Source organism: Cupriavidus sp. BIC8F, assembly GCF_032465815.1.
GTDB lineage: Bacteria > Pseudomonadota > Gammaproteobacteria > Burkholderiales > Burkholderiaceae > Cupriavidus > Cupriavidus necator.
In genome coordinates, this window is sequence record NZ_CP136096.1 from 257,204 (window position 1) to 283,093 (window position 25,890).

The following is a 25,890-nucleotide window of genomic DNA, read 5'->3' on the forward strand; positions in this document are numbered from 1 at the left end:
AGGCATCACCAAAGCGAGCCGGCCCCGGGAGCTAGCTCAGAGGGGCAATCTCGGCAGCGATGACCTTTACCTGCTCACGGTACGCGACCGGGTTGTTCTCCAGCGCTATGCGCATATCTTTGACCACCTGCCGGACTGCGGTGGGCCGCTTCGTCCAACCAGCGCCAAATCTGTCCTGCAGGAATATGCGCAGATCCATACGGTCCTGGTCGTTGTCAAAACCCAAGCGCCCCGCAAGTTCGTTGAATTCCGAGGCCAGGTCTTTGTCGGCCGCGTGCGGGGCATGCGCATCGGGCAACGCACGCTCATCTTCTGGCAGTAATTCGCCTAGAGACTCGCTCTGATGAGACGCGTCCGGTGCGCTCTCGAGCGCTGCGACCGCGTGTTGCGCGGCTTCGACATGTGCGAGTTGCGGTCGATCGGAGCCATCGAGCAGCCCGGCCAGATCAAGATCCGCATCGAGGGTGATGAGCCACTGCATCTGCCGGACCGGCTTGCCGAATTCGGGCTCGATCCGGCTGATCTCGACCTCTTGCTTGCTCATAAAGAACTGGACCCCGACCAGACGCCCTCGTGCAAGCGCAACGGTCTGCATGGCCGCGTGCGCCTTCTGCAGGACATAAATTGACGTTGTCGGCAATTCGATCAAGCCCAGGCCCCGAGTGCTGGGGACCGCGAACAAGAACGAGGCGGACAGATTGCAGAGACCTTGTTGGTACTGAGGGCAGCTGTGTGGATCGCACCGGCCGTCCGGAATTGCATCGTCCTGACGGAGGATGACGGGTCGACCACCCCACACGCGCTTCGCACGATTGGCTCGCGCATCTCGTTGTACCAGCGCATAGGTCTTGCAGTAGCGCAAGCCGTCAGGTCCGTACTCCGAAAAGAACTGCCTGCCGCTGGCCGTGTACGTCACCAGCTCATTTGGCATGTTGCGCAGCCAGTCATCAAAGGCGAACACCACGGGGAAGCGCCATAGCTTCAGGCCATTGCCATCGCCGCGGTCTTCGCCGTAGCGCTGCATGATGTCGTCGGCCACGGCAGGATTCGCGAAGTCCGTGCCCCGGCAGGTAAACCATGGCACGTTCTTCGGCACCAGGGCGTTGCGCAATTGGGTCTTGCGCTCGATCTGGATGCCGATCGACTCAAATGAATGCCCTTGGGCAAGCATCGCGTCGTGGATTCGCACGGCTTCGGGATTCTCCCGGGCCTTGCGAGTCAGGACTTTGATTCCCGGCCGGATCTTTCCGATGATGGGCGGCCGCATGGGCCGCTCCTCTAGAAGGCTTCTCGGTCCGTCGAAGCCGCTGTAGGTGATGGGTGCATGCATGCGTTGTTTCTCCTTTCTGAGAGAAAACGAACGACGTTCGCCCGGATGGACGCACCATGCTCCCGTAGGCGCAAGGCTGTGTCTGCCCCGCGCTGGGTCGTTACGGTGGAAAGGAAGGCCGCGCGAGCGGCTTCCGGAAGACTGGCGACGTGTGCCGCCTCACAAAGATTTCGCCAGGCTGCCGGCATGTCCTTGTACATCGGACGCCGACGAAGCAGCGTTGCCGCGATGGCGGCGGAAATCTCGGAATCGTGGTGCATGGCATCTCCCCGAAACAGGCTTCTCACAAACAAAGAAAGCCCGCGTCCCGGGTGCGCCGGAAAGCGAGCTTTGTTCGAGAGACCTGCATGCCACGCCCCTTCCGGGGGCGTGGCACTCAGGGAGCAGCGCGCTACGTACGCGCCGCTCATGCTGAGGACGTAAAGTCGTCCTCGTGCAGCATGGTCACGCTGCACAACAACCCATTTCGCGAACCCACAGGTTCGGCCGCAGGTTCACGGATCGGCTCGACGCCAGCCGTTCTGCCTAGGAGGGGCCTGGAGAGAGACGCCACATGGTCCCAGGCTCGAACGGTGTCCAGCGTGCACTCATGAAGAGGCACAGCGAAAGACGCGTATTACGAGCTGATGAGGGAAGTGTTCGGCGAAAACACTTATCACAAGGAATATCCACACCGGTAGCCAGCCGGTCGGCGCGTGCGCAAATGGCACGACTTGAAGCAAAAGATGGACTCGCCAGGAGTCAGGTCGATGCGTCAGTGACGCGAGGTGTGAGTGAATTGTGGCATATCAGCACCCGGAAATAAGTCAGAAAGCTCGCCAATTATGTGTCGCTTTCTCCGGGCATGTGTGCAGTATTTTGTCTCAGAATTCCTGCTGAGAGAGATCCCACCACATGAAACATGGCCGAACCTTCCCACCATCTGCCCGATGGCGAGGCGCGTCCGATACCGCTGATATCATCGCGGGACGCGCCTTCTGACACCACCGCAGCCGACGCCGGACCCAAGCCCATCCGCCGGATGCTCAGCGAGGGACGCGTCGCCAAGATCGTTCCTCAAACGGACAGCGGCACAGAAGTGTCCTACTGCACCGACTTCGTACGAAACTTCCTGCGCAGCGACTACAACTACATCACGTCCAAATTCTCAGTGGCCAGCAAAGGCAAGATCCTCGCCCTGGACGAGGCCTTTCGGGCGGCGCAGGAATGGATGGACGCGAGGCTGCAGTGGATTGAGCGGCAGCCAAGGCGGCATCTCAGCCTCAGGTTCGACCAACGGCAGCTCGTGGTGACACACTCGTTAGCCGGACGGCTAATCCGGCTGCTTAACCAGCACGACAGGCTCTTCCACCGTGCGCTCGGAGCATACATGGCCCAGTCCATTACCGACACTGAGAAAGACGATGCGATTTTTGGCGCCGCCCGACAAATCCGCGCGATCCACCGGCTTTGCATCCCCGACAACGACTGCTTCTCACCCGACGGAAAGCTGATCGATCAAGCCTGATACACGAAAGACAGTATGGACATCAAGGAAATCGAACGCTTGCACGCGCACTACGCGGAACCGCCAGTCACGATCGAACTGGCCCCGTCCGGTGCCGTGAGCCTTAGCGCCTCCTTGGCGCTGCCCCCACCTCACACGCCGTCCGGCAACGAGCCGGTGCCCGTCTGGGCGCGTATCAAGCCGATCCATTGGCAGGGCCTTGGCATTGTGCTGATTGCCGTTCTCGCCTTCGGCGGCGGTCGATGGCTCGCGTCGGGCGAGACGCACAAGCGCCCCGACTCGTCGACGGCAGCCGCTTTGCCAGCGGCCAATGCGCCAGCTGAAGATGGCGGCCACGGATGGCCCGCGTCGCAGCCAAGCGTCGCGCAGCCAGCCGCTGCACCTGTCCCCTCACCCTCGGCTGCGCCGGCGGTCTCCGCGCCCGCGCCTGCGGCGAGCTCAGCAGTCGCTGCCGAGGCCCGGGCGAAGCCCCAAGCGCCCAAGCAGAACGTGGCTGCGCCGGCGCCCACCAGGCAGCAACAGGCCTCCCCCGCACAGACCGCGCAGGTAACCCCAGCATCCAGCCGCGGAAACGAGATCAAACTGTTCTGACTCCAGATATGACCCAGCAACGAACTTTCAGCTTGATTCAAGCGGGCCTCAGCATCCATGGGCACGTGGCCTGCGATCACGGCGTCAGCTGTTTTGGCCTGGTCGACGGCGATTTGCGTTCGTCCCGAGGCTTGGTCCATATCGGTGCGGAAGGGCTGATTCGTGGCACCGTTGAAGGCGATCACGTGCTAATTGATGGCACCGTCGAGGGAGATGTGGCGGCCCGGATTTCCTTGCATATCAATGGCCGTGTGAAAGGCCGGATTGCCTATGCCGGTACCATCCGGCTTGGGACCTCTGCAGCCTTGGAGGGGAACATTTCGCGCGTTCCCGCACTCACCTATGGCGACGGTCTGAAGTCGACGATCGAAGCCACCGCGCCGACGACGGAGGCCGAGCCGGCGGCAAAAGTATGAGCATGCTCAAGGCAATTTTCCGGAAAGCTCGCACATAAGCGTCGTCTTTCTGCTAGAACCCGTAAAGAACAAGGGCCCGACACGCAGACGCGTTGGGCCCTTTCCTTTTTCATTCGCGCAGTTCGCGCATGCTCACTATCTTTTGAATAGTAAAGAGATTTCGGACTGTGATCCACGGTCCCCGGCTGCCTCGCGCGTCAATGAAGGCCACAAGTGGCACGCGGCTGTCAATGATGCATTGAAATGTCCGACCGCCATGCACCGAGTCTTCGATCGCGTATTGCTTGCCGTGGCGCAGCTCGAACGCGACATTGCCTTGCGACAATCGCATGCCCACAATTGCAGATTGCACGGGCACTGCAACAATCGGGAGCCAGTCGTCAAACGGCGAGGAATGTCCGTTGTGGGCAACTGAAAACCACTCGTCGACACGCAAGGCGATGCCATGTCGCGGCAGGCGGTCGACGTCCGTCACTTGAAGCTGGGGTTCCAAAGCTCGCTCCTCAGGCGCCTGCCGGCAACCCGCGCGCCGCCTTTGGCAACGGTCCAGCCGCTGACTGCGACTGGCACCTGCCGTTGTTTCGGCTACGCGAATAGCCCGACCACATACTTCGGATGAACAATGCTTGCTGACATATGAATCCAAAAAGAAGAGGCCCGGGGCGCGCCGGGGCTGGAGCCTGCTACGACCACTTCGGTACCCACCATCGGCACGTTTGTGGCTCGCTTGAGGGTGACAGGAATTGACAGCTCAGTAGTGACTTCGTTCCGCAAAAAGTGCCCCGGACGTAGCCAGGGCTTAATTCATACGATCACCTCAACGCATTCGCCAAAAGGTGGTGCGGCGATGCGATCCAACGGCGTGACTGAAGCCCAGAGGGCTGGATAGGCAGGCGCCGCGGCAGGGAATGCACCGTACAGGTCAGTGAGATAGACGAGGAAGGTAGGCTCGATGCCCTCCTGCTCCAGCCATACGAATGGCGGCTTAAAGCTGGTCCCTCCGCCCCCCTTCAACGGCCGCAGATCAACCACCTCGTCACGCTCGAACACCTGGACCTGCGTGACCCGCGTATCGCAATCGATGACGACGAGCCGGGCCGGCTGCAGCTGTTGGTGCACCGCAATAATCTCCGCCGCAAACTGCCGCTGCGTCTCGTCGAAGACCGAGCCGCTGGAGTCGCGCACGAATACCGCGTCTCCCACCGCTTCGGAATGCAACGACGGCAGATAGAGGCCCAAGTGGGCATAGCGACGGTTGGGCACTTTCCAGCTGTAGTCCGACCGGGCCGCCTGGGCGGCGAAGCGGTGCAACACCGCTCGCCAGTCGACAGACGGCCGAAGCGCGGCTTCCACCAGGTGCTCAAGGTCGCCAGGCAGCGCGCCGCGCATCTTGGCCGCTTTCGCCGCCTGATTCACGGCTACGCGCCATTCGCCCTCCACCGTCGGCCGGTCGGCGGCCGTGTATTGCCGCACCTCGCCACATCCTGTCGACGGTGGTGCTGGCTGCTGGCCACTGGCTTGCGGTGACGGCCCAGTTCCCGAGCCGCCGCCCGCCGCGGCATCCGGCTGCTGCGACGATTCTTCCTGTCGCAGCATCGCGTAGATTTCCTCAGCCGACTTGCCCAGGTATCGCCCATCCAGCAAGACGCCCTGAGGCAGCTTGAACTGCGCGTTGAGCACAAGCGGGTTCACCGCGTAGTCACACGCGCGGTTCCACCGCTCCTGATCCCGCGCCCCCATGCGCCAACAATGGCCATTGGCCACGTGGAGCACTTCGTGCGCGAGGACGCCCCGAAGCTCGAGGTCGTCGAGAGTCTCGACATACGCCGGGTTGTAGCCCAGGCGCACGCCATCGACCCACAGGCTCTCGCAGGCAGGATCCTCAACGAGGGCCAGGCGCAGGGCCAACGCACCGAAGAACGGTTGCGATAGCACCAGCGCCGCGCGTTGCTTCACGATTCGCGCATGCATGGCAACCTCACGCGGCAAGCAATTGGAGCATGGGCATGTCGCTCTGCTCGCGCGTCATCGCCGGCGGCGGGCCGCCCATGAATGCGGCCATCTGCGCTTCGATTTCCATCGCGCGCTCAGCCACATTCAGCCGCAGCAGCGGGTCATCCTTGAGCTGCGCCCCGGTGTAGCAGGCAAGCTGGTCCTGGGTCTTGGCGAGGATGGCCGCGAGCACGGGGTCGTCGGAGAAGTTCAGCTTGGGCAGCAGCGCGCTGAGTTCACGCAACTTATCGGCCACGTCAAGCCGCACGTTGCCCTCCCCGTACAGCCGGTTGGCGAAGTGCTGCACGGCCTCGTACAGACGGCCGACCAGGTCATTGTTGGCCGTTTTCACGGCGCCCATGACCCGCGCATCCATCTCATCACGAATGCCTTGCAGCACGTCGGGCGGCAGATCGATGCCGAACTGGCTGGCATCGGGGAAAGGCAGCACGGAGAAGCGAATGCCGAACTTCTTGCGCAGCTCTGCCTGGGTCGGGTAATCCGCCTCGTCGAAAAGACCGTTGAGCGCGACCCGTGCTTCGTCCTTCAGGCGTGGATAGTCGGCCAGGAACTGCGCCGTGGCGCCGTCGAACTCGTCGCGCAGCGCACGCAGCTTCTCCGCGACCTCCATGTAGACGGTCGTCGGCAGCAGACGCACTCCCAGCTGGTCGTAGTCCAGCGAGTGGCTATCGAACAGCGAGCGCGCACGATTGCCAATGGCGCAGACCTCCTTGTAGGACGTTGCACCCTCGGTCAGCAGCCGCTTGTTGAAGCGACCGATGTCCTTGGCCTCGTGCTTGGCCTCCACCTCCTGCGTGGCACGGGTGTCGAAACGACGCGCGCGCCAGACAGAAATATTGAGGGTCGAGAGCATGACGCGGGACGTCAGATTGGTGATGTTCATGATGAATCCTCACAGGGATGTGCCGCAAAGCGGCAGCGGAAAGAAAAAGGGCCGACTCGGGAAGACCCGAGCCGGCCGGCAGATGTGTTGCTGTTGCAGAAAGGCGGCTTTACTGGCCGCGGATGTGAGCCCCGATCGGGCCGCCCTGCGCCACGATGAATGCAGGGGTGCTGGCGATCGACGCATCGCGCTCCACGGCGTCGCGCACTAGGAGCACGGCAAACTCGCCGAGCCCCGCTTCGTGGAGCCGGCTCGCATAAACCATCACGCGATCGAAGTTGCTGGCGTTGGCCAGGCGCGCGAGCGCCGTGGCAATGCCGTACTGCACGGCGACATCGGTCGGGATCGGTGCGGTGGCGGGCGCCGCAAGTACGCCATCCGGAGACGGCATCTGGCGGAAGAGGCGCTTGAACGAGACAAACTCCGTTGCAGCGCCCTCCCCGACCGCACCGGCGAAGGCCACGTGCTCGAGTTCGGCAGGCACCACGTTCGACAGCTTGCCGACCATCCCCCAGCTTCGGGGGCTGGGAAGGTTCTCGATTTCCCGAGTCCGGTCTTCGGACAGCAGCAGATCGGGCTTGAAGCGCAAGAACGCGATCAGCTCCGGCGGCTGGTTCGTTGCCACCGCCCATCGCGTCCAGTCCTCGACCGAGGTTGTCAGTTCCACGATGGTCGCGAAGCGAGACTTCAGCGGATCGAGGATATTGGAAACACCGGCGTTGTCGACGCGGCGGTTGGTCGCAGCAACGAAGGTAACGTGTGGCGGCAGCGCGTGTTCGCCGATCCGGCGGGCCAGCAGCAGCTGCATCTTGGCCGCCTGGACGGCAGGCGTAGCCTGACCCAGGTCGTCGATAAACCAGACCAGCGGACGCCGAGCACCCAGCGCGCGCTCCAGATCCCCGAAGGGCAGGAACCGGGCGTGAGCGCCGTCGGACGACGGGAAGGGCAAGCCCTTCGAATCGGTCGGATCTTCGACCACGGGATGAGAGATGAGCAGCTCATGGCCAGCGTCCGCGGCGGCCTGGGCGACGAGATCGCTCTTGCCGATGCCAGGCGCACCCGTCACGAGGACGGGCAGCGTAGCCGGAATGCAAGCAGCAAGCAGCTTCTGCAGTTGGGAAGGACTGAGTTCCATGGGATTCCTTAGGGGGATCCCACAGGCCGTCCCCACAGGGAGCGGTCCCTGTGGGGAGGTTCAAGAGATGGCCGGCAGGCCGGCGTTGGGGTCGATGCGTCCAGGACGCGGGTGAAACTGTGTTTGGACTGATTCCGATCAGTGCGAACACAGCTCGCGATAGACAGAGGCTAACTGACGACGTGACGTTCGGTGCCGCTGAAAACTCGCACCTTTGCTATGTGTTTCAAGGAAATCCCCCGGCCGGTTGGCCAGGGGTAAGTTCATTCAGGCTGCGAGCGCCCTGGGCGTGCCGGCCTGCGCCAGCTTTGCCCTGGCATAGGCCAGCGTGCCATCCTTGGCACGCTGGCGTCGGGACATGCTGCGGTGCGGATCGCGGATGCGATATTCGCGCGCGCGACCGGGCGGCACATCGACGATCTCCGAGAAGCCCTCGGCGATGCAAAAGTCCACGTACTCGCGGCCATTGAGTACCTTCCCGCTCTCAAGCCGCCAGTTCGACGCCTCAGCCCGCTTGCGGGCATCCTCGAAATCCTGCAACGCCAGCCGGCTAGCTTTCGCGGCCACCGCCTGCTGCTCCCAGCGTTGTTGCTCCGCCGCTGAGAAGCCACACATCTCAAAGATGCGCTGGCGACGAACCGCCGCGGTGCATTGCAGCAGGTCGACGTCGAGCTCTTCGCGCAAAGCGCGCTTGGAGTCGACATTCCAGTCCTTCGGATTGTCGAAGATGTGCAGAAGCGTGGCCACGTCCCGTTGAAGGACCGCCAGTGCAACCTTGTTGGGCCAGTCGAAGCTGGTCGACACGCGAGCATGCACCGCGCGCCTGGCAATATCATCGAAATGCCGCTGGCTGATCTCCAACGCTTCGCGTTGCGCTTTCGCCTTATCCATCGTCGCATGGAACTGCCGCTGCGTGATGAGGTGATGAATCCGCGAGGCAAGCGCAGAGACGGGCGCTGCGGCCTGCCCCTCCGCCGGGCGCGCTACAAGAGTGGACCGTGGTGCAAGTACGCCAGCCTCGTACAGGGCGTCGTCCATGTGCACATCGGTGCCGTCGGCAGGGACGCGTCGAACGATCGCCAGGAGCTTCGGCGCGTTCTGCGGCGTGATTGCGATCTTCTCGAGTCGCAGGAGACGGCAGAGTGTCTGCAGGTGATGGGCCGACAGGGCGCCACGCAGTGCTGGCACAGCGATCAGCGGCTCCAGCCAGTCCAGGTCTGACCGCCCGAAGCGCGGATTGTCGCGGTACGTGTTCAGCACACACTCACGAAGCTTTTCGCCTCGCAAGAGCGCGTATGCGACGTGCACTTCATGACGGGCGTTCGGGATCTGAGCTGGGTCGTACAACGGCCCGTTGGTGCCATAGCCAAAGCGCCGGACAAATTCGGACTGCACGTATTGCGCAATGTCGAAGGGCCCCGACTCCTCGAAGAGATCCGCCGTCCGGAACAGCGGTCCGGCCGCGCCTTGTGACAAGTCGATGGCTTCCTCCGGGAAGTAGGCCAAGCGGCCCGCCGCCAGTACGGCACCCCAGGATGCACGGCTCATTTCCTGCGGATGCAGGACCTTTCCGCCAACGCGCACGATGAAGCGATCCACCTCATCGATGACCCGCGTGAGAATCGAACGGGCGCTTCCGCCAGGACGAACGCCGAGCCTGCCATGCGACAGGCACACAACGGGGATGTTGCCGCCCTCCACGTGGCGCACGGCGATCTCTTCGAAGCGCGACTGGGCCGTCTCGCTTCGGTCGTCGTTGAGCAGATGCAGCACGCCGGCGAGTGTCGTGCGAGTTTCGGCACGTTGGCCGAGGGTAATGACGTACATGATGTGCTCCTGGACGGAGCACGCCCCTTCGGGGACGTGCCCCGAAAGGGTTGGAATAGGATGTAGCGCTACGCGAAGGCGGCCATGCGCGGGGTCGGACGGGACCGGCTGGCGACGATGCGGGCGGCTGCCAGCTGCGACAGCAGCTCGGGACACGTGATGCGCCAGATGGCGCCACCCTGGTTACAGCCTTCAGTACCGCGGCCCGTGGCCGCGAACTTGCCGGTGGCAAGCAACGCCGCTTTCAGGTTCGCGGGCAAGTTCCAGTCGGCCGCCACACAGAATTCGCCGGCGAGCAATGGCGCCTCCGGCAAGTTCACGCTGAGCGATGCAAATGGCATGCCATCGTCAGCGCAGACCAGCTGGATTGCCGGGCGAAGATTCGAACCGTAAAGGCCGACGCGCAACAGCACGCCGGCAGGATAGCTGGCCGAGCCAACGCCAAAGACGATGTCGTCCATTGGGGATACTCCTTTGGGAGGGAGCCGCCCCATCGGGGCGACGCCCGTGTGAGTCTGGAAATGAAAACGCACCCCTTGTGTGGAGTGCGTTCATGCGGTGAGCCGATTGGATCGGCGTTTTCGGCCTTGCGACGCGCAGATGGCTGGGCGTGGTCGAAACAGCGCTTAGTCCTTGTGTACACGTCGACCGTTTCGATCTGCCCAGAGCAGGAAGGCCGAGATGGCACCGCCGAGAATCAATACAAAAAGGCCGAGAGTCATAACTCAGTCTCCTTTGGAAAGAACTGCGCCTACGAGAAATAGTACAACGCCAACGCCGACGAGGCTAAGAACTTCGGTTAGGGCGACCAGCGTCCATACCTTGCTAGACCCCACGTAGACGCTGGCGCCGATGAGCGCGGCGGCTGACAGCATGTGTGCAAAGCGGCCAGACTGCTGCCGCTGATCCTTGATTGGCGCCGTAACAGCCTTCCAAGCTTGCTCCAGTAGCCTTTGCCGATGCCGACGCGAGCGGTCAAGCCGGTAGACACCATCTTTGACCGGCTGCAGCGGATAGCGATAGCCGTCCTCATGTGCGACGAGGGCATGCCCATCACCTGCAGCCCTGGCTCGCTGTACAAGCTCAAGCAATCGTGAGGGCAGCGTCACGAGCTCAGACATCGGCTCGCACTGCGCCTGACCGTTGATCTCCTCGCCCGCCGTCGATGTGAATGTGACCTTAATAAGAGTCGTCATGATGATCCCTCAGCTGCGCCGACCGGCAACCACGCGAAGCGTGGTTAGCAGATTGGTATAGCCCTCATCGGTGGAGAGCGAAGGCAAGTCGATGGCGTTGTTGCGGCCACCGCTGAGGTCATTGCGACCGCGGCACGTCCGGTAGGACATGCGAATGCCGTCGGGGCCTGGCGGATGCTGGATTTCGAGCAGCAACGACTCCGTCTGAAGCGCGAACACGGCCACCTCGCGCCGGCGTTGACGATGCTCGCGGATCGTGTAGTCGCGTGGGTGCAAGGCCATGTCACCGGCAAAGCGGCGCAGCATGCGGCATGCGTCGCGACGCAGCGCCTGGCATGCTGCCGGATTGCCGGAAGCGTGGGGACGAAGAAAAGACTTGGGAAGCTTCATGGATATCCTCGAATCAGATGGGGACATCCCTTCCCTTGACAGGACGAGTGTCCCGCAATGGGTTGGTCCGGAGTTGCCGGACAGTGGGTCGATGCGTCGATGACGCGGGTGAAAGCGACTTGCCGAACCCGGAGGGGTTGGGCAAGTCCTCTCGGGCTTGCGAATGGATAGGCCTGGATATCAGGCAATCTCGAACATCTTGCTGACTGCGCGGACAGTGTCCCAAGCTTGCCGCTCGGACAGCGTCTTGCCAACCAACAGTTTCTGGGCCGTGGTGACCAGGTTGGACGCATCACCGGTATAACCGACGCGGTCAACGAAGACCGCCCACCCTTCCGACCAGCCGCGATGCACGGAGACGGCAAGCCGTTCACGCGCACCGAACATGGGCCACTGACGGGACGACTTCGGACCGTACAAGGCTTCGTTGTCGTCATCCATGAAGTTGGCAGCATTGAGCCATTCCGGCTCCAGCCCAGCACTGCGCAGTTGACGACGGATGTCATCCGCGACTTCAAAGATGTATTTCCCTTTCGTTTCAATTGGGGTAATGGTGATGGGGGGTGCTTCTGCAACGTCGAACATTGGTGAACTCCAGGTCGCGACAGATCCCCCCGCGCGGAAGGTCCGCGCGGGGAAGGTGAAAAAGATGAGGCTCCGACTGAAGCCCGTCAGCGAATGAGGCGATAGCCGCCGGCACCCGAGACGAGGTACAGCTGCTCGCCAGTGACGAACTGCTGATCGGCATCCTGGGTGACAACAATCTGCCGGCCGTTGTCCGTGCGGACAATGACTTCAACGCCATCGCGGCGGCTCAGATGGTTGGCTGCGGTCTGCGCGATCACCGCGGAGACAGTGCCCGACAAGGCGCCAGCCAGGTAACGACCGTTGCCGTTGCCAATGACGCGAGCGCCAAGGACCGCGCCGACGACGGCACCAAGAACGCCAGGCACGCCGGTGTTCGCGGACATCATGCCGTCGTTGTCGACAATCGTGACGGGACGGACCCGGAGGACGGTGACACCTTCGGCACTACCACGGCGCAGCGCCTCGGAACCCTGATAGGTGTTCGGCGAAGTCGGCTGTGCAGCGCAGCCGGTGATAATGGCGCAGCAAAGCAAAAGCAGGAAAAATCACTTGAACATGATGGCCTCAAGGAAAAAAGGCCAACATGCCAACGGGCAGGGAGGCCCGTAGGTGGGGGAGAAGAGATTTCCGGCTATACAACCGGAAGGGTCGATGCGCCTGAGACGCGGTAGGTGACGTAATGGTAGCAGGCTCGGCGGAGAATGTGGAGAGGTCCGGCTACACCACACCGCCGAGCCCGCGAGCGAGACCATCCAGCACTGTTTCTGCAAACATCTCGCGCGAGAGCCTCGATGGCTCGCCGCCGACTTCTGCCGCGACAAGCGACAACACAGCGTCTACGACGTTGAGCCACGGTCCACGGCACACGCGCACGGCATCGCCCACCGAAATAGGCGTTGCGTGCTGCGCGCGCAACGCTGTCGCCTCGAAACCGGATAGATCGAACTTGGGCCGCCCGTCTCTGCGCTCCTCACAGAAGCTTGCTAGCAGAAATTCAGCATAGTGTTCCACCGCCTGGCCATTCGACCGTGCCAGTCCCTGAATCCATGCGTGCACACCCGGTCGCAGACGGAGTTGCAGGTAGCTACCGGCGAGCCAGTTCCCGCCGCTCGCGTCGTCCGTAGTCTCCGTGAACTGCCAACACCAGCTATCGCCGATTGCGTAGAGGTGCTGTTCCTTGCCGTCCACCACGGCGATCGAGGGACGAAACCATTCAACTTGCTGGTTTTCGTCGAAGAGGAACGCCTGCCGGCGCTCCACGTAGACAAGGTTCGGCATGACCGCACACAGTCCGTCGCCGTCTTCGCGTGTGAACATAGGGACCGGAAAGCCGTTCCACATCGTGCCGTTCCAGTAGGCGCCGACCGCGGTGTTGTCCGGCAGCCAGCTCCCGGTCACGAAGATGCGACGATAAGCGCGCGGAGTGTTTGAAGAATTGCTCATGAAGTGCTCCAAGGTAAGAGATGGAGCACGCCCGCAGGGCTAGTGCCCCAACGGGTTGATGAAAGTGGATCGCGCCAGCGGCGCGGGGTATTACGTTCAAACGGGCCCCAGGTTAATGCAACCCGAACTCGCCAATGAAAGAAGCCATCCCCAAGGAAAGCGGGGATCGCGGGTTCAAACGGCTTGGCGCGTGGCGGGTTTCGCACGCCGCTTCGGCTCGGGGCGGTGATACCCGAATCGTTCCCAAGCCTGGGGATCCACTGGCAGCGGGTTCGTGCGACCCACCGCCAGATTCACAAACGCGCCGCAGTACTGCAGGGTGCTCGTGCGAAACAGCGTCCACAGCAGGTTGTACGCTTGCACCGCCATCGCCTGGTTGATGACCAGCGACTGCTTGCTAAGCGCTTCGGCCATGGAGCACGACGGAGCCGTGTCCTTCTTGTCCCCCTTCGGGTCCAACAGCTCCGGAAAGAGATCGCCCACGTGGGGCAGCCGCTCAGCGGCCTTGCCGCGAACCTGACCGAGGATGACCTGGCCACTGTCCGACTCGTTGCCGCAATCAAGATAGTAGCCACCGGTCCCCCGGCTCATCGCGCCCAGGATGGCCTTGCGAGCTTTCCGTGTGTCGACGCAGCCGACCACCATGTCGCAGGTTAAGCGATCCCGGCTACCAACGCGACAGACGCGCGCTTCCCAGCGCGTTCCCATCAGATTGTTGAGCCGGTTGACCAGCAAAGTCGCTTTGGGCTGACCGACGTCCACGGGATAGAAGCCCTGACGGCCGACATTGGTCTCGCTGACCGTATCGTCATCGTAGACCGTGCACTCCATGCCACCGGGGTGGCCCAGTTCGATCATGGCGTGATGCAGCCGCGCCAGATTGGGTAGCAAGGCGCTGCCGGTACCGCCTGCACCGACGATGACGACATTCCAGGCGCGTCGGGTCATGATCTCCGGAATACGATGCTCGATCATGCCAAGACCTCCAAGGACGCCGCCGCATACCACTCTGCCGGCACGATTTCGATGGCCTCGAAGATGCCCTTGGCACAAAGCCGGAGGACCAAGGAAGGCACAGGCGCGGCGCAGTTGCCCAACACCAACGCAAACTTCACGTCGTGCCGGTCGTCTTCATCGTCCGTGGGCGAGAAGAATGCAGGCGATCGGCCATGGGAATGGCAGTCCACCACCAGCACGTCATCGTCTGCCAACGCTGGTCGGTCATACTTTAGGTGACCCGCACCGTGCTCGAGGATCTGCACCCGCACCAGCCTGAAGGCATGGGTCGAGGTATTCCACACCATCCACGCACCCGTTTCCTTCGGGTAGGCGGCACGCGCCATTTCGGCAAACTCGCCGATCAATTGTGCGGGAATACGGCCGCACCGAAGATCGGTCTCTTCGCTCACGTTGCCATATGGGATAGCCGTGCGATGCTGGAAACCGCCAAGCCGGCGAATGACCCTTAGCCAGGGGCGCGTGATCTCAAGGAAAACGCCGTTGGCTGCGATGAGCAGCCGTTCCCCCGCCCGGGTCACGGGTTCGAGCTTGGAAAGGCGCGGAACCATGATGGACGGGAAGGATTGTTGCAGAGTCACATCAGCAGGATGCATGATCAATTGTCCAATTTGCCGGCGATCAGATCGGCCAGCGTCCGTTTCATGGGGATGAGAACCTGCCTCGGGTAGTCCGGAAACTTCCCGTCAAGCATGTCCTTCCAGAAGGCGTAGGCGCCGCGCTTGTACTTCACGCGCTGACCGCCGTGGTTGGGATGGGTGAATGCCGAGTTGAAGAACCCGGATTCCCATCCTGCGACCGAGGCGACGTCGATCTGCTTTGGAACATGTGCGCTCCCAATGCAGATCTTCCCGTTGTCCCACGTGTTGAAGTAAGGCGGTTCGTAAAGCACCGTTGCAGGCGCCGGCCGCTCCTCCCCGGGCAATGCGAAGACACGGAACCCCGTGTGCGACGCCTGGAAGACGAGGGCCGGATGCGGCACCACGCCGCTGCACTCGCCAAGCTCCTTGCAGTTGAAAAAGATGCGTCGACGGTCTGCCGGACACCACCACGTCACCGCGGCGGGGCTGATCGATAGCACATTGGGCGTCAGGAACTCGCCCCTTGGCAACGAGGCCTCGGCGACCTGGCGCACCGCTTGAATCAGCGCCAGCCGATTGAGCGGCGTGCCGGCCCCGATCACGGGGCGGCCGGTGTTTCCGTCCGGTTCGATTCGATGCGCGGTGGCATACGAAAAGTCTCCGACAGAACGGCCATAAAGCAATATGGCCCCTTGCAGGGCAATGTCATGCGACCGCGAAGCGGTCAGGATTTCGGCCATGAGGCTCTCCTATGAAGAAATGAGTGTGAGCACGCGGTCAAGCGCGCCAATGATTTGCAGCATGTCTGCCAGATCGCGGAACTGCTGGCGGATCGCCGCGGCGTCGTCTGCAAGGGGAATGAAGCACTGGAACATCGTGGCGTCGCCAGCGTTGTTCAGGCATTCGTAATGGTCGTCCAGGATCTCCGACACATAGTCACTGGGAAGATAGGCGATGGTCGCTGCCGAATAGGCCGGCTCTGCCCATTGGGCGCCGGCGATGACGGACCGTTCCCCCGCCCTCGCCAGCAGCAGTCGAAGGTCGGCGAGCGCCGTACCAAGCTCGCCAACCCATCCGCTATGCAACCGAGCCAGAGCGCGCAAGTTGCACGGACCCAGCTCACGCAGATGCGCGGAAGCCGCGTCGACGTGCGCATACCTTGGCAGGGTGTCGTCCGGTGCAAGCTCGGCGCGCACCACCGACGGCAGATAGCGCTCGATATCGGCATCCTCGCCGCCGAAGTTCTCCTTGAGGAACTCCCGGGCGTTCTCGTCGTCGGCCAGGGTCGCGTCGTAGTCCCAGTGCCAGCGGGCGAACTGGTCCAACAGCACGTCCGGCGTGCGGACGAACAACGACTTTCCGCATGCGGCGTTGATCAGACTCATCGCGGTAAAGAGTAGCGACGGGTGGGCCGCACGAATGGCTTGCGCCCGCGCTTCCCCGATCGCATACACCTCCTCGCCGGGCAGTTCGATGGCCAGGTAGAGTGGCGCTTCCAGCCCGTCTTCCCAGCCGAACTGCATGACCTGGTCCATGGCAGCGCCGCGATCGATTAGCGTCACGCCGAATTGCAATCGCTGACACGTTGGGAGTCGCTTACCCAGCCAAGCGAACATGGCCTGTGCGAAAGCATCCCCCGCACTGGTCGGGTTCGACACCTCGCTAGCCCGAAGCATGCCGGCCGCAAACTGCGCAAGCACGAGATCCCCAACTTCCAACTCATCGCCATACCTCAGGCGCGCAGTGGCGGGAACAGCTCCTGGAATCCTCGGCAGCGTCAGAAAATCATGGGCAGGTCGACGTCCGGCAGCGGGATGCTTTCGGTGTGGCGTCCATGCGGGTTGCTGTCCCGGATGGATGTCAGGAACAAACGACCGAGGATCGAACAACATTGTTGGGTCTCCTCAGAATGTAAAAAAACCGCCCTTTCGAGCGGCCCCTTGTTGATGGAGGCAAACTGTCCCGTGGACAGTGCCTTCATGAGGTCAGATTTGCGCATCGGCGCCCTTCGCGCCGGCGGCGCGGACGAACGTGTAGCGCGCGACTTCCCCCTTGTGCTCCGGGCCATCCACCGCGGCGGTGGTCAGCTCGGGGTACTGGGCGGAATAGACGTCGCGCACCTGCTGGGGCGTGAACTGCGGACCGGGGTCCATCAGCGTCATGCCGTTATAGGAGAACTCGCGAGTGAGCTTCTTAACTTCGAGTGCCATGCCAGTCTCCTTTACAGCAGCGACGCGAGGTCGGTGCCGGCTGTCTTGGCCGCGCCGTCGTCAGCTTTCGCCTGCGCGCCGGCACTGCCTTCCGGCTTGTCGTCGTCATCGTCCTCCGCGGACGTTTCCGATGCCGTCGGCGCCGCCGCCTTGGTCAGGGCCTTCGTGGCTTTGGTCGACTGCGAGATCTTGGCCGCCTCCAGGATGGACGTGGTGGCCTCGACCTGCTCAGCCAGCGACTGACGCGCAGCGCTGACTCCTGCAATCGCGGCGGCGAAACCTTCATCAAGCTCCGCCGGCGTCGCCGACAGTGCCAAGGGCGTGCTCAGCGCAGCATCTGCAGCGTCCTTGACAACGGGCACGACAACGACAGACATGGTGTCGCCTTGCATGGTGAGCGTGACGACAACCTTTTCGCTCGGGCGAACGAGCGCAGCCAATTCAGTGAACATAGTGAATCCTTGGGAAATGAATGAGGCCGAGGGCGCCCTGGCGCCTCCGATTGGAAAGAAGATTAGTAGCCGAGGACCTTGGGGACCTTGCCGGTGTAGTCGAAGCCGTCGACGGCCAGAAGGCCGGCAACAACTTCAGGCTTTGATTTGCCGAACAGCTTGGCAAAGCCGTCGCCCAGCACCTTGCGGATGCCAAGTTCGTCAGCCAGGACCTTCATCTCGGACTTGGTCAGCATCTCCAGGAAGTCCTGCGATTTCTGCAGGTTCCAGTGATTGCACAGGTCGAGCTTGTGGTACCGGCACAGTTCCCGGAGGTTGTTCACCTCCATGCCGCCAATTGCCGCCACGGTCATGCCGATCGTCAACTGCTGGCGACGGCCCTCGTCCATGCCATGCACAGCCGTGAGACAGCCTTGCAGGGTCGAGGACGACTTCTGCTCGGTGAGCTTTTCGAAGAACTTGCCCATCACGTCGCCGCCAATATTACGCGACAGACCGTTCATGGCGATTGCCAGCAGGTAGGCGTTGGCTTGCTCGGCACTCTGCGCGACTTCCTTGCGCAGCGCCTTGCGCCAGAGCTCGATGCGGTACTGCTTCACCTTCTCCGACTCGCTGATCACCGTGACCGGCTTGTCGGCAGCTGCGGACGACTTGTCGCCCTTCGATGCCGCCGCCGGCTTGCCAGCGTTCTGCTTTGCAGCAGGCGCCTTGGCCGCATCACGCTCCGCCTTGATTCGGGCAGCTACCTTCTTCTGGTTGCATGCCGTGTCGAAGCACTGGCCGCTGTAGACCTTGCCCATCGAATCCGGCAGACCGCTGACCGCGGCACCGAAGTTCTGGCAGGCATGGCAAGCTTTGGCCTGTTCCTCACCGACCCCGGTTGGACCATCCAGCTTCAGCTGAATGCGGGTATGGTTGTCGCCGGACCGGATGATGCGCACGATCGGATACTCTTCCTTGAGCCCGTAGACGATGCCTTCGAGCTTGCGGTCGGTCTTCTCGGCGTAGCAGGCTTTGTTGGTGCAGTTGCCGGTAGCGATCGCCTCGCCAAACATCTCCGTTTGCAACGAGGAGTTGTGCGGGCACGTGGCGCAGTCGGTCTTGTCGAAGATGGCCACTTCCAGGCTGCACGCGGCCGCCTCGATGGTCTTCTTCAACTCCGACACCGCCTTCTTCTCGCTGATGATGACCGGCAGGAGCTTGTCCTGCTTGTCCTTGGCGAGTGTGGCGAGCAGCTCGGCGTGACCGAGTTGAATCTTGCGCTCATTCAATGCCGCCTGAACATCCGGGCTGCAATTCATGAGAGCAAGGCGCTTATCCAGCGTCGCGCGGGACCAGCCCAGGAGCCTGGCGGCTTCCTCGCGATCCCCTTTGCAATGGCCGACGATCTTCGAGGCGGCAACGGCCTCTTCAGACGGCGCCATGTTCGCGCGCTGGGCGTTCTCGATGAGCGCCGCTCGGTCAGCCTCGTCGTCGGTCATTACCTTGACGAGGGCGGGAATTACCCAGTCGATGCCGTGGGCCTCCACGGCACCACGGTAGCGACGCTCGCCTGCGATGAGCTCAAACTCGAACTCCTCGTCTTCGATGGGGCGAAGCAGGATGGGCTGGTAGACACCGGAAGCCCGGATGGACTCGGTGAGTTCAGCCATTTCGACCGGATCGAAGTACATGCGCGGATTGCGGCCAGTACGGATCTTGCGAAGGGCAACAGCAGAGGGATATTGCATTGTGGGTTCTCCGGAGAGCAATGGGGAACCCGTTGCCGCACCAGGAACGTGGTTCCCGGTGGGATGGAATGGATGGACTGGCCCGGCTAAACGGGCAGCCACCGTACTGCAGAAGCTGGCACCTTGCGGTGCGGGATCGATGCGTCAGGGACGCGGAAAGTGATGTGAGGATAGCCAATATTGGCTTGCGTAGCAAGATCCCGCAATTTGATTGCTGCCACGTGGCGGCGAACAACAGCCGGACACAGACCAGGTTCGTATGGAATGCGGCCTTAAGGAAAACGTCAAGTTTTGGTGACAGCTGGCGGCCGCTTGCCGCGCCTACATGGCTTCTGCGCCTTACAGCACGAACATGCATTAGCACCTCAATTCTTCCCATGGCGCGAAACGGCTACGACCACTCATACCGAGCTAAAGTCGAAAGTGGTGTACGGCGGGGGATTTGAGGCGCGGAGTCGAGGGCGGTGGAGCTTTTCGCTGAGAATCTGATTGTCGAGATCGGAAACCAGCACAAAAAAAGTCCACCACCATGAGCAAGGATAAGGGTAAAGAAGCAGTCGGTCTATCGGAAATCGGGCTTGGGCTCGAGGAGTTGATCAGGCGCGGGGCCCGGCGGGTCATCCAGGAGGCGATCGAAGTGGAACTGGCAGAGCTGCTTGAGCAGTTCAGTAACGTCAAGACGTTGAGCGGGCAGCGCGCCGTGGTTCGCAATGGCTACCTCCCGGAGCGGGAGGTGCTGACGGGCGCCGGACCGATTGCCGTGAAGGTGCCCAAGGTGCGCGACCGGTCCGGTTCCGGCGTGAAGTTCAACTCGGCGATCGTGCCGCCGTATGTGAGGAAGTCGCCGCGGGTGAGTGCGGCGCTGCCCTGGCTGTACCTGAAGGGAGTCTCGACAGGCGACATGAGCGAGGCGCTGTCGGTGCTGCTGGGCGAGGATGCCAAAGGGCTATCGGCCAACGTGGTGAGCCGATTGAAGGCGCAGTGGGCAGACGAGCATGCGAGTTGGAATCAGCGTGATTTGTCAGCGGCGCGGTATGTGTATTGGTGGGTGGACGGCATCCATACGGGTCTGCGCAGCGAAGGCTCGGACGGGCAATGCCTGCTGGTGATCATCGGCGTTACGCCCGACGGCAGGAAGGAGCGCGTGGCGATCGGTGACGGCTATCGGGAATCGAAGGCATCGTGGGTGGAAGTCCTGCTGGACCTGAAATCCCGCGGCTTGCAGGCTGGCCCGCTGGCGGCGGTCGGCGATGGCGCCATGGGATTCTGGGCTGCCCTGGAAGAGGTGTTCCCGGCCACGCGTACCCAGCGTTGCTGGTTCCACAAGATGGGCAATGTCCTGAACGCCTTGCCAAAATCCCAGCATGGCCGCGCCAAGGCAGATCTGCAGGCGATTTGGATGGCAGCCACCAGGGCCGATGCCGATGCCGCCTTCGATCGCTTTGTAACGATCTACGGCGCCAAGTATCCCAAGGCCACCGGCGTGCTCACCAAAGATCGAGACAGCCTGCTGACGTTCTACGACTTCCCGGCCGAGCACTGGCAGCACATCCGCACGACCAATGCGATTGAATCAACCTTCGCGACCGTGCGTCACCGCACGACGCGCACGCGCAATTGCGTGTCCCGAGCGACCTTCCTTGGCCTGGCCTTCAAGCTGATCGAGGAAGCCGAGAAAACCTGGCGCCGCATCAACGGTGCCGAACACATCGAACTGCTCTTGAAGGGCGTTCCCTTCAAGGACGGAACTCCGGCGCATGACAATCCGCCGGTTCAGCAGAAACTCGCCGCCTGACAGCCGGCCACGATCAGCCCTCGTACACCAGATTTGACAATATCTCACTCATACCGCGGCAAAACCTCTATCTCGTCGGCCCTCACATCGAAATGCAGCAACTTGATGCCAAGTGACATCGCGTATTGCATTACCTTCTCCAGGTCCTCTGGTATTGCATAGTGCCTAGCAGAGGGTGCGTAGACGTTAATGACCTCCACAAAATAGCTCGCAAAGTTATTAGCCAAAACGGGCTCTTGACCAAAGCAGCAAAAAGTCTCTTCCGATAGGTGGAAGGCGGAAAGCGTCAAGTAGTAGTCAACCGGCAATTTTTTCATTGTGATTCCCAATCGTAATTCAGCGGCAAGCGACGTCACGGTAGCGCTGCTCTCCAGCGACGAGCTTGAAGTCGAGACTCGGTGATTTCAGCCATTTCAATCGGATCAAAGTACGTGCGCGGATTGCGAGCCGTACGGATCTTGCGAAGGGCGACAGCAGTTGGGTATAGCATTGTGGGTTCTCCGAAGAGGAATGGGGAACCCGTTGCCGCACCGGGAACGTGGTTCCCGGTGGGATGGAATGGATGGACTGGCCCGGCCAAGCGGGAGGCCACCGTACTGCAGAAGCTGGCACCTTGCGGTGCGGGGTCGATGCGTCTGGGACGCGGAAAGTGGTAAGAGGATATCCGAAGTCAGCCCTCCGGATCAAATAGCCCGGCGCTCGCCCGATGACCGTAGTCGACGGATTGGCTCCTAGTCTAGTTTTTTCAACCAAATGCTCTCAGGAAAGGAGGGCGGGGAGCAAGTCCGAGAGGGTTTTCCGTAGCGGGGAATACGGAAACCCTCATATGGGGCGAACAGCTTTCGCTGTCGCCCAAAAGCTCGCCAATTTCATACGTCTTTCGCCTCATATTGACTCGGTCGAGCGGGTACGACCGAAGGCCCGGCCGCGCGCGACTGGGTGCACTGCGGCACAGCCGCCGGCGCATGCTCCAGAAAGCCCCCGAGCGAACTGCGGCTCGCCGCTGGCGCGCTTCACCAGCCTGACGAGCTGCCCAAGCGCAGCGATCGGATCGTCCTGCACAAGGTAGGCCTCCAGATCCAGCCGGCCGGTGCCCGCATAGCGAAAGCCGCAGCCGCTGCCTTCCAGCGAACGACTCGGCGGTCCAACACATGATTGACCACCATCGCCTCGGTGAATCCGCACTCGAAACCGAGAATGATTCGACGGCCGACATGGGAGATGCGTACCCGTTTCTGCGACGTCACAGGCCGAGTGACAGCGGGACCGTGATCGATTTGGAGCCCTTCCCCTTTCGTCCCGACCGCTTACTTGTTCGATCATTGCCGTGGCGGGGCCTGCACCTCCGTTCCGCTATCCAGAATTCTCAGGAACTCGGTATACGCGAACACCCGCCCGCGTTGCTTTCCAGTGATTTCCTTCACGATCTCGAGGTTCTCCAGTGCCTCGAAAGCCTTGTTGACGGTCGGGGCGCTGAGTCCTGTCTTCTGCTGAGCCTGTGCGGCGTTGAGAAATGGGTGGGTCCGGAGCAATTCGTGGATCCGCAGCATGGAATTGGTCTGTTCGCCGCTCGCCGAAATACGTTCTCTGTCAGCCTGGAAGAGGGCTACGATACGCATCGCACTTTCATGGGCGTTGTTGGCTGTTTCGGCGACGCCACTGAGGAAGAACTCTGTCCAAGCTTCCCAGTCTCCGCGCAGCCGAACGTCTTGAAGCAGGCGGTAGTACTGCTCACGGTGCGTCTTCAGGTAGAGACTGAGGTACAACAGTGGTTCTTGGAGGACCTTCTTTTCAACAAGGAACAGGGCGATCAACAGGCGGCCGAGACGGCCATTGCCATCCAGAAACGGGTGGATCGATTCGAACTGCACGTGCAAAAATCCGGCCTTGATGAGAGGTGGGATCTGTGCGTAGTCGTCATGCAAGAAGCGTTCAAAATCGCTGAGGCACGTCTCCATCTCGTTGACCGGCGGCGGCACGTAATGGGCGTTCCCGGGCCGGGTCCCGCCGAGCCAGTTTTGCGAGCGTCGGAACTCGCCGGGGTTCTTGGCTTCTCCTCGGCCTTTCTGGAGGAGGCGCGCATGCATGTCCCGAAGCAGACGCAGGCAGAGCGGAAGCCCTTTCGGATCTCGCAGGACGCCAAGGCCGTACATCATCGCATCGACGTAGTTCGAAACCTCGGTGATGTCGTCTAGCGGCTTCCCGGCAAGCGCAGCATTCTCGTACTGCAGGAGATCATCGAGGGTCGATTGCGTCCCTTCGATCTGCGATGACAGGACCGCTTCCTTGCGGACGTACATATAGAGGAACAGCGCCTTGTCCGGGAGCAGCATCGCCACGCCGTCGAGACGGCCGATGGCCCTGTCCGCCTCGCTGAGTCGCTGGAGAAGGTGCGGGTTGAGCGTCAGCGGTGGCTCAGGCGGCAGCGGAGGCGGGACGTAGGCGTTTACCGGCTCGTCGAATGCCACGGTCGACACGTACCGGCCGATTCTCGGGTTCCGTGGTTCGGAGGCCAGGGCGGTGTCGTCTGATGGCATAGAGCTTCGATAGTTAAGGCCGCTTAACGAGCGTCGGATGTTAATAAAAAATATTGATGAAAATTTTACTAAGGCTTGCCAAAGACGGCAAGACCCTACATCAGTATCCCCTGCCAGCGAATTGTGACTAAAACAACTCACACAAGTGTTGCGGGGGCTCACTTCGAATATATGTGGAGGGCCGGCGCTAGCTTCTGGGAGACAGTCATGTTGTGTGCGTAACCAGCGGGACGTGAGCGTTCACCGTCTCGTCGAATGCCACGGTCGGCACGTACCGGCCGATTCGGGTTCTGTGGTGCGGAGGCCAGGGCGGTGTCGTCTGATGGCATAGGGCTTCGATAGTTAAGGCCACTTAACGAGCGTCGGGCGTTAATAAAAATATTGACAAAAAATTTTATCAATGACTACCAAAGACAGCGAATTGTGCCTAAAGCACCTCACACAAAGTCTTGTGGAGGCTCACTTCGAATATATGTGGAGGGCCGGCGTTAGCTTCGGGGAGACAGCATGTTGTGTGCGTAACCGGCCACAACTTCCACGTTCAGCGGGTTACTTTCTCCGTCGTAGTACGCCTGCAGCTAGCCGTTAAGCCCAACCGGGGTCGGTCACGACTGGCCCAGTTTATTTGGGACGTAGCGCTCCCGATCGTGAGCAGCTTGCCGATCTGCCCCGGACGGTAGGCGGAATCCCATTCCACAGCCGGCTGCGGTTCGCGGAGGATTTTATCGGCCGCTCAAGCATCGCCGATCGGCGGATGCGGTTGAACCACGAGTCCACCGCATGCAGGCTCACCTTGTTGTGCAGCCCGCCAAGTGAACGGGATCGTAGTCACCTAAATCCGTCAGCAGACAACTCGCCTTCTCCGGCTCAGCCATGCTCGGCAGCGGATGCCAAGGCGCCAAAAAATGGATGGCGGGTACGCCGGCAGGGTCGATGCGCTGAAAGCGTGGAGAATCGGGCGGATATTACTGCGAATTGCCGCTCGGGGATAAGACCCTAGCTGCGGCTTGACCTGTCGCGCGTCGCTGTCGGCTTGCCTCGCGCACGCGGTTCACCACATCCCACCGGCGCAGGTCAACCTCTTCCGGGTTCTCCAGGTTGGAGTGGTCAAGCACCGGCCCATCGTCCCCGAACGGCTCATAATCAGCGGGCAGCTTGCCTTCTGCCTTCAGCTTGGCGGTCTGCATCTTCGACAGGCCGTGACTGGTTTCGCTGATGGCGACATAGTCCCATCGTGCGGGCACTGCGGCCTCCGAAAACCACGCCTCGCCCTCCCCCGACGCGACCAGCGCCACGACGTCGTAGATGCTGCCGGTCGGCGACGGCATCGCCCGAACCTCGAAGCGCAGCACTTCCCGCCTCGGGTACCAGAACGTCCGGTCGAGATAGCGCTTGAACGTGAAGGCATCAAGCATCGCGATTTCCGCGTATTGCGGGTCGCCGGGCGGGATGAACTCGCGTTCGCTCTTGGGCCGTGTGCCGAGGGAAACCTCGCGAACGGCGGGGGTCTGGGGTGATGACATGGGATTTCCCGAAAAGATGCCCCAAATTCTATAACTTTCGGGCGCAACTCCGGCCATGTGCGCCTTGAGAATGGTGTTTGGCGAATCTCGCCGGCCGGCGGCCTTGACTTCGCGATGGCGCCGGTATCCTGGTCATAGACCATTCGATACCTCGTTACCATGCGCTTCACCCGCTTCGAACGCTACACCCCTATCGAGTTCAACGCCCGCCGGCAGGCCGCTCTCGCGCGCAAGCAGCAGCGCGAGCGCGACCGATACCCGCTCTTCCCCGGGCACGTCGCCGCGGAGCAGCACAAAGCCGACGAAGAGATTGATCGCCGGCAACGACAAGCGGACAGGTTCGAAGCGAGCCAGCGTGCGTTCGAGGCCCGCGTGTGGCGCAAGGCCCGTACCCGATTCTTTTCGTTGCCGGAAGCCGTCAAGGCGCGGATCCGCGCGAAGTGGCTGTCCTGGCCCGGGCCGACTACCGCAACCAATTTCATCTACATCGTCGACGAACTGAGCGGTGACCGGGCACGCCGGGTGGCCGAGGCCAATGCCAGCCACGCCGAGATCCGACGCCACGCGTGGAAATCCGTGAACCGCCAAGCCGCGCTGGAGGTGGTCTAATGGCCACCCCTTTCAAGGTGACGAAAAATAGGGCACGCTCCGTGTTTTCGAGCCGAAAGCGGAGTCAGTGGCGTGGTACTGGATGCAGTGGTGGAACGCTTCATCGAACATAGCCCG

29 protein-coding genes are annotated in these 25,890 nt (G+C 61.8%); 5 read left to right on the forward strand and 24 right to left on the reverse strand.

From position 1 onward, the window contains the following. Nucleotides 1-31 precede the first annotated feature (31 nt). A complete protein-coding gene (locus RS901_RS36030) occupies nucleotides 32-1,330 on the reverse strand; it encodes a hypothetical protein (RefSeq protein WP_316157428.1) in 1,299 nt (432 codons plus the stop codon). Next, complete coding sequence (locus tag RS901_RS39055) at nucleotides 1,279-1,740, reverse strand: DUF7696 family protein (RefSeq protein WP_425476462.1); 462 nt, start codon at nucleotides 1,738-1,740, stop codon at nucleotides 1,279-1,281. The genes RS901_RS36030 and RS901_RS39055 overlap by 52 nt, the downstream gene beginning before the upstream one ends. 491 nt (nucleotides 1,741-2,231) lie before the next feature. On the opposite strand from RS901_RS39055, the gene RS901_RS36035 reads away from it, so the two are divergent. From RS901_RS36035 to RS901_RS36045, 3 genes are read left to right on the forward strand one after another with little or no spacing between them, the layout of a single operon-like run. Then, on the forward strand, nucleotides 2,232-2,837 hold the full coding sequence (locus RS901_RS36035) for a hypothetical protein (RefSeq protein ID WP_316157429.1): 606 nt from the start codon (nucleotides 2,232-2,234) through the stop codon (nucleotides 2,835-2,837). Between the two features lie 15 nt (nucleotides 2,838-2,852). Continuing rightward, a complete protein-coding gene (locus RS901_RS36040) occupies nucleotides 2,853-3,428 on the forward strand; it encodes a hypothetical protein (RefSeq protein ID WP_316157430.1) in 576 nt (191 codons plus the stop codon). An 8-nt stretch (nucleotides 3,429-3,436) separates the two neighbouring features. Further along, nucleotides 3,437-3,844, forward strand: a complete 408-nt coding sequence (locus RS901_RS36045) for a polymer-forming cytoskeletal protein (protein WP_316157431.1) — start codon at nucleotides 3,437-3,439, stop codon at nucleotides 3,842-3,844. A gap of 109 nt (nucleotides 3,845-3,953) precedes the next feature. Here the strand turns inward: RS901_RS36045 and RS901_RS36050 are convergent, their stop codons facing one another. From RS901_RS36050 to RS901_RS36140, 19 genes are all read right to left on the reverse strand, one after another. After that, nucleotides 3,954-4,337 (reverse strand): hypothetical protein, encoded by a 384-nt coding sequence (locus RS901_RS36050; protein WP_316157432.1) that lies wholly within the window; start codon nucleotides 4,335-4,337, stop codon nucleotides 3,954-3,956. A gap of 311 nt (nucleotides 4,338-4,648) precedes the next feature. After that, nucleotides 4,649-5,815 carry a vWA domain-containing protein gene (locus tag RS901_RS36055; RefSeq protein WP_316157433.1) on the reverse strand — a complete coding sequence of 389 codons (1,167 nt, stop codon included), beginning with the start codon at nucleotides 5,813-5,815 and terminating at the stop codon, nucleotides 4,649-4,651. 7 nt (nucleotides 5,816-5,822) lie between these two features. Further along, on the reverse strand, nucleotides 5,823-6,740 hold the full coding sequence (locus RS901_RS36060; protein ID WP_316157434.1) for a hypothetical protein: 918 nt from the start codon (nucleotides 6,738-6,740) through the stop codon (nucleotides 5,823-5,825). A gap of 109 nt (nucleotides 6,741-6,849) precedes the next feature. Next, entirely contained in the window at nucleotides 6,850-7,875 is a 1,026-nt protein-coding gene (locus tag RS901_RS36065; protein ID WP_316157435.1) for an ATP-binding protein, read from the reverse strand. Between the two features lie 267 nt (nucleotides 7,876-8,142). Continuing rightward, nucleotides 8,143-9,702 (reverse strand): hypothetical protein, encoded by a 1,560-nt coding sequence (locus RS901_RS36070; RefSeq protein ID WP_316157436.1) that lies wholly within the window; start codon nucleotides 9,700-9,702, stop codon nucleotides 8,143-8,145. A 68-nt stretch (nucleotides 9,703-9,770) separates the two neighbouring features. Beyond that, a complete protein-coding gene (locus tag RS901_RS36075) occupies nucleotides 9,771-10,163 on the reverse strand; it encodes a hypothetical protein (protein WP_316157437.1) in 393 nt (130 codons plus the stop codon). 264 nt (nucleotides 10,164-10,427) lie between these two features. After that, the gene (locus RS901_RS36080; RefSeq protein ID WP_316157438.1) at nucleotides 10,428-10,898 is read right to left on the reverse strand and encodes a hypothetical protein; all 471 of its coding nucleotides are present in this window, start codon (nucleotides 10,896-10,898) and stop codon (nucleotides 10,428-10,430) included. A 9-nt stretch (nucleotides 10,899-10,907) separates the two neighbouring features. Next, nucleotides 10,908-11,288 carry a hypothetical protein gene (locus tag RS901_RS36085; RefSeq protein ID WP_316157439.1) on the reverse strand — a complete coding sequence of 127 codons (381 nt, stop codon included), beginning with the start codon at nucleotides 11,286-11,288 and terminating at the stop codon, nucleotides 10,908-10,910. A 180-nt stretch (nucleotides 11,289-11,468) separates the two neighbouring features. Beyond that, nucleotides 11,469-11,873 (reverse strand): hypothetical protein, encoded by a 405-nt coding sequence (locus tag RS901_RS36090; protein ID WP_316157440.1) that lies wholly within the window; start codon nucleotides 11,871-11,873, stop codon nucleotides 11,469-11,471. Between the two features lie 86 nt (nucleotides 11,874-11,959). After that, nucleotides 11,960-12,409 (reverse strand): glycine zipper 2TM domain-containing protein, encoded by a 450-nt coding sequence (locus RS901_RS36095; protein WP_316157441.1) that lies wholly within the window; start codon nucleotides 12,407-12,409, stop codon nucleotides 11,960-11,962. A gap of 184 nt (nucleotides 12,410-12,593) precedes the next feature. Continuing rightward, nucleotides 12,594-13,319 carry a hypothetical protein gene (locus RS901_RS36100; RefSeq protein ID WP_316157442.1) on the reverse strand — a complete coding sequence of 242 codons (726 nt, stop codon included), beginning with the start codon at nucleotides 13,317-13,319 and terminating at the stop codon, nucleotides 12,594-12,596. Nucleotides 13,320-13,493: 174 nt separating this feature from the next. Further along, complete coding sequence (locus RS901_RS36105; protein ID WP_316157443.1) at nucleotides 13,494-14,294, reverse strand: PRTRC system ThiF family protein; 801 nt, start codon at nucleotides 14,292-14,294, stop codon at nucleotides 13,494-13,496. Further along, entirely contained in the window at nucleotides 14,291-14,932 is a 642-nt protein-coding gene (locus RS901_RS36110) for a PRTRC system protein A (RefSeq protein ID WP_316157444.1), read from the reverse strand. Before RS901_RS36110 ends, RS901_RS36105 begins: the two co-directional genes overlap by 4 nt. Before the next feature lie 2 nt (nucleotides 14,933-14,934). Beyond that, nucleotides 14,935-15,657 (reverse strand): PRTRC system protein B, encoded by a 723-nt coding sequence (locus RS901_RS36115; RefSeq protein ID WP_316157445.1) that lies wholly within the window; start codon nucleotides 15,655-15,657, stop codon nucleotides 14,935-14,937. Between the two features lie 9 nt (nucleotides 15,658-15,666). After that, nucleotides 15,667-16,776 carry a PRTRC system protein F gene (locus RS901_RS36120; RefSeq protein WP_316157627.1) on the reverse strand — a complete coding sequence of 370 codons (1,110 nt, stop codon included), beginning with the start codon at nucleotides 16,774-16,776 and terminating at the stop codon, nucleotides 15,667-15,669. Next, entirely contained in the window at nucleotides 16,695-16,898 is a 204-nt protein-coding gene (locus tag RS901_RS36125) for a hypothetical protein (protein ID WP_316157446.1), read from the reverse strand. The genes RS901_RS36120 and RS901_RS36125 overlap by 82 nt, the downstream gene beginning before the upstream one ends. A 4-nt stretch (nucleotides 16,899-16,902) precedes the next feature. After that, on the reverse strand, nucleotides 16,903-17,127 hold the full coding sequence (locus tag RS901_RS36130) for a PRTRC system protein C (RefSeq protein WP_316157447.1): 225 nt from the start codon (nucleotides 17,125-17,127) through the stop codon (nucleotides 16,903-16,905). A gap of 11 nt (nucleotides 17,128-17,138) precedes the next feature. Further along, on the reverse strand, nucleotides 17,139-17,579 hold the full coding sequence (locus RS901_RS36135; protein ID WP_316157448.1) for a PRTRC system protein E: 441 nt from the start codon (nucleotides 17,577-17,579) through the stop codon (nucleotides 17,139-17,141). A gap of 62 nt (nucleotides 17,580-17,641) precedes the next feature. Beyond that, on the reverse strand, nucleotides 17,642-19,309 hold the full coding sequence (locus RS901_RS36140; RefSeq protein ID WP_316157449.1) for a PRTRC system ParB family protein: 1,668 nt from the start codon (nucleotides 19,307-19,309) through the stop codon (nucleotides 17,642-17,644). 529 nt (nucleotides 19,310-19,838) lie between these two features. On the opposite strand from RS901_RS36140, the gene RS901_RS36145 reads away from it, so the two are divergent. Then, the gene (locus tag RS901_RS36145; RefSeq protein WP_316154236.1) at nucleotides 19,839-21,104 is read left to right on the forward strand and encodes an IS256 family transposase; all 1,266 of its coding nucleotides are present in this window, start codon (nucleotides 19,839-19,841) and stop codon (nucleotides 21,102-21,104) included. A gap of 44 nt (nucleotides 21,105-21,148) precedes the next feature. On the opposite strand, the gene RS901_RS36150 is transcribed toward RS901_RS36145, so the two are convergent. From RS901_RS36150 to RS901_RS36160, 3 genes are all read right to left on the reverse strand, one after another. Continuing rightward, a complete protein-coding gene (locus RS901_RS36150; RefSeq protein WP_316157450.1) occupies nucleotides 21,149-21,460 on the reverse strand; it encodes a hypothetical protein in 312 nt (103 codons plus the stop codon). 963 nt (nucleotides 21,461-22,423) lie between these two features. Beyond that, nucleotides 22,424-23,641 carry a Fic family protein gene (locus tag RS901_RS36155; protein ID WP_316157451.1) on the reverse strand — a complete coding sequence of 406 codons (1,218 nt, stop codon included), beginning with the start codon at nucleotides 23,639-23,641 and terminating at the stop codon, nucleotides 22,424-22,426. A gap of 965 nt (nucleotides 23,642-24,606) precedes the next feature. Continuing rightward, nucleotides 24,607-25,164 (reverse strand): hypothetical protein, encoded by a 558-nt coding sequence (locus RS901_RS36160; RefSeq protein WP_316157452.1) that lies wholly within the window; start codon nucleotides 25,162-25,164, stop codon nucleotides 24,607-24,609. Between the two features lie 159 nt (nucleotides 25,165-25,323). Here RS901_RS36160 and RS901_RS36165 point away from each other — a divergent pair, with 159 nt between their 5' ends. After that, the gene (locus RS901_RS36165; protein ID WP_316157453.1) at nucleotides 25,324-25,773 is read left to right on the forward strand and encodes a hypothetical protein; all 450 of its coding nucleotides are present in this window, start codon (nucleotides 25,324-25,326) and stop codon (nucleotides 25,771-25,773) included. Nucleotides 25,774-25,890 lie beyond the last annotated feature (117 nt).

Coding starts and splice junctions, on each gene's coding strand:
- RS901_RS36055 (WP_316157433.1), bottom strand. CDS start 5,815: ATGCATGCGCGAATCGTGAAGCAACGCGCGGCGCTGGTGCTATCGCAA.
- RS901_RS36115 (WP_316157445.1), bottom strand. CDS start 15,657: ATGGCCGAAATCCTGACCGCTTCGCGGTCGCATGACATTGCCCTGCAA.
- RS901_RS36140 (WP_316157449.1), bottom strand. CDS start 19,309: ATGCAATATCCCTCTGCTGTTGCCCTTCGCAAGATCCGTACTGGCCGC.
- RS901_RS36155 (WP_316157451.1), bottom strand. CDS start 23,641: ATGCCATCAGACGACACCGCCCTGGCCTCCGAACCACGGAACCCGAGA.
- RS901_RS36060 (WP_316157434.1), bottom strand. CDS start 6,740: ATGAACATCACCAATCTGACGTCCCGCGTCATGCTCTCGACCCTCAAT.
- RS901_RS36035 (WP_316157429.1), top strand. CDS start 2,232: ATGGCCGAACCTTCCCACCATCTGCCCGATGGCGAGGCGCGTCCGATA.
- RS901_RS36165 (WP_316157453.1), top strand. CDS start 25,324: ATGCGCTTCACCCGCTTCGAACGCTACACCCCTATCGAGTTCAACGCC.
- RS901_RS36110 (WP_316157444.1), bottom strand. CDS start 14,932: ATGCATCCTGCTGATGTGACTCTGCAACAATCCTTCCCGTCCATCATG.
- RS901_RS36080 (WP_316157438.1), bottom strand. CDS start 10,898: ATGACGACTCTTATTAAGGTCACATTCACATCGACGGCGGGCGAGGAG.
- RS901_RS36125 (WP_316157446.1), bottom strand. CDS start 16,898: ATGAAGGCACTGTCCACGGGACAGTTTGCCTCCATCAACAAGGGGCCG.
- RS901_RS36030 (WP_316157428.1), bottom strand. CDS start 1,330: ATGCATGCACCCATCACCTACAGCGGCTTCGACGGACCGAGAAGCCTT.
- RS901_RS36145 (WP_316154236.1), top strand. CDS start 19,839: ATGAGCAAGGATAAGGGTAAAGAAGCAGTCGGTCTATCGGAAATCGGG.
- RS901_RS36130 (WP_316157447.1), bottom strand. CDS start 17,127: ATGGCACTCGAAGTTAAGAAGCTCACTCGCGAGTTCTCCTATAACGGC.
- RS901_RS36070 (WP_316157436.1), bottom strand. CDS start 9,702: ATGTACGTCATTACCCTCGGCCAACGTGCCGAAACTCGCACGACACTC.
- RS901_RS36090 (WP_316157440.1), bottom strand. CDS start 11,873: ATGTTCGACGTTGCAGAAGCACCCCCCATCACCATTACCCCAATTGAA.
- RS901_RS36105 (WP_316157443.1), bottom strand. CDS start 14,294: ATGATCGAGCATCGTATTCCGGAGATCATGACCCGACGCGCCTGGAAT.
- RS901_RS39055 (WP_425476462.1), bottom strand. CDS start 1,740: ATGAGCGGCGCGTACGTAGCGCGCTGCTCCCTGAGTGCCACGCCCCCG.
- RS901_RS36085 (WP_316157439.1), bottom strand. CDS start 11,288: ATGAAGCTTCCCAAGTCTTTTCTTCGTCCCCACGCTTCCGGCAATCCG.
- RS901_RS36040 (WP_316157430.1), top strand. CDS start 2,853: ATGGACATCAAGGAAATCGAACGCTTGCACGCGCACTACGCGGAACCG.
- RS901_RS36100 (WP_316157442.1), bottom strand. CDS start 13,319: ATGAGCAATTCTTCAAACACTCCGCGCGCTTATCGTCGCATCTTCGTG.
- RS901_RS36065 (WP_316157435.1), bottom strand. CDS start 7,875: ATGGAACTCAGTCCTTCCCAACTGCAGAAGCTGCTTGCTGCTTGCATT.
- RS901_RS36045 (WP_316157431.1), top strand. CDS start 3,437: ATGACCCAGCAACGAACTTTCAGCTTGATTCAAGCGGGCCTCAGCATC.
- RS901_RS36075 (WP_316157437.1), bottom strand. CDS start 10,163: ATGGACGACATCGTCTTTGGCGTTGGCTCGGCCAGCTATCCTGCCGGC.
- RS901_RS36135 (WP_316157448.1), bottom strand. CDS start 17,579: ATGTTCACTGAATTGGCTGCGCTCGTTCGCCCGAGCGAAAAGGTTGTC.
- RS901_RS36160 (WP_316157452.1), bottom strand. CDS start 25,164: ATGTCATCACCCCAGACCCCCGCCGTTCGCGAGGTTTCCCTCGGCACA.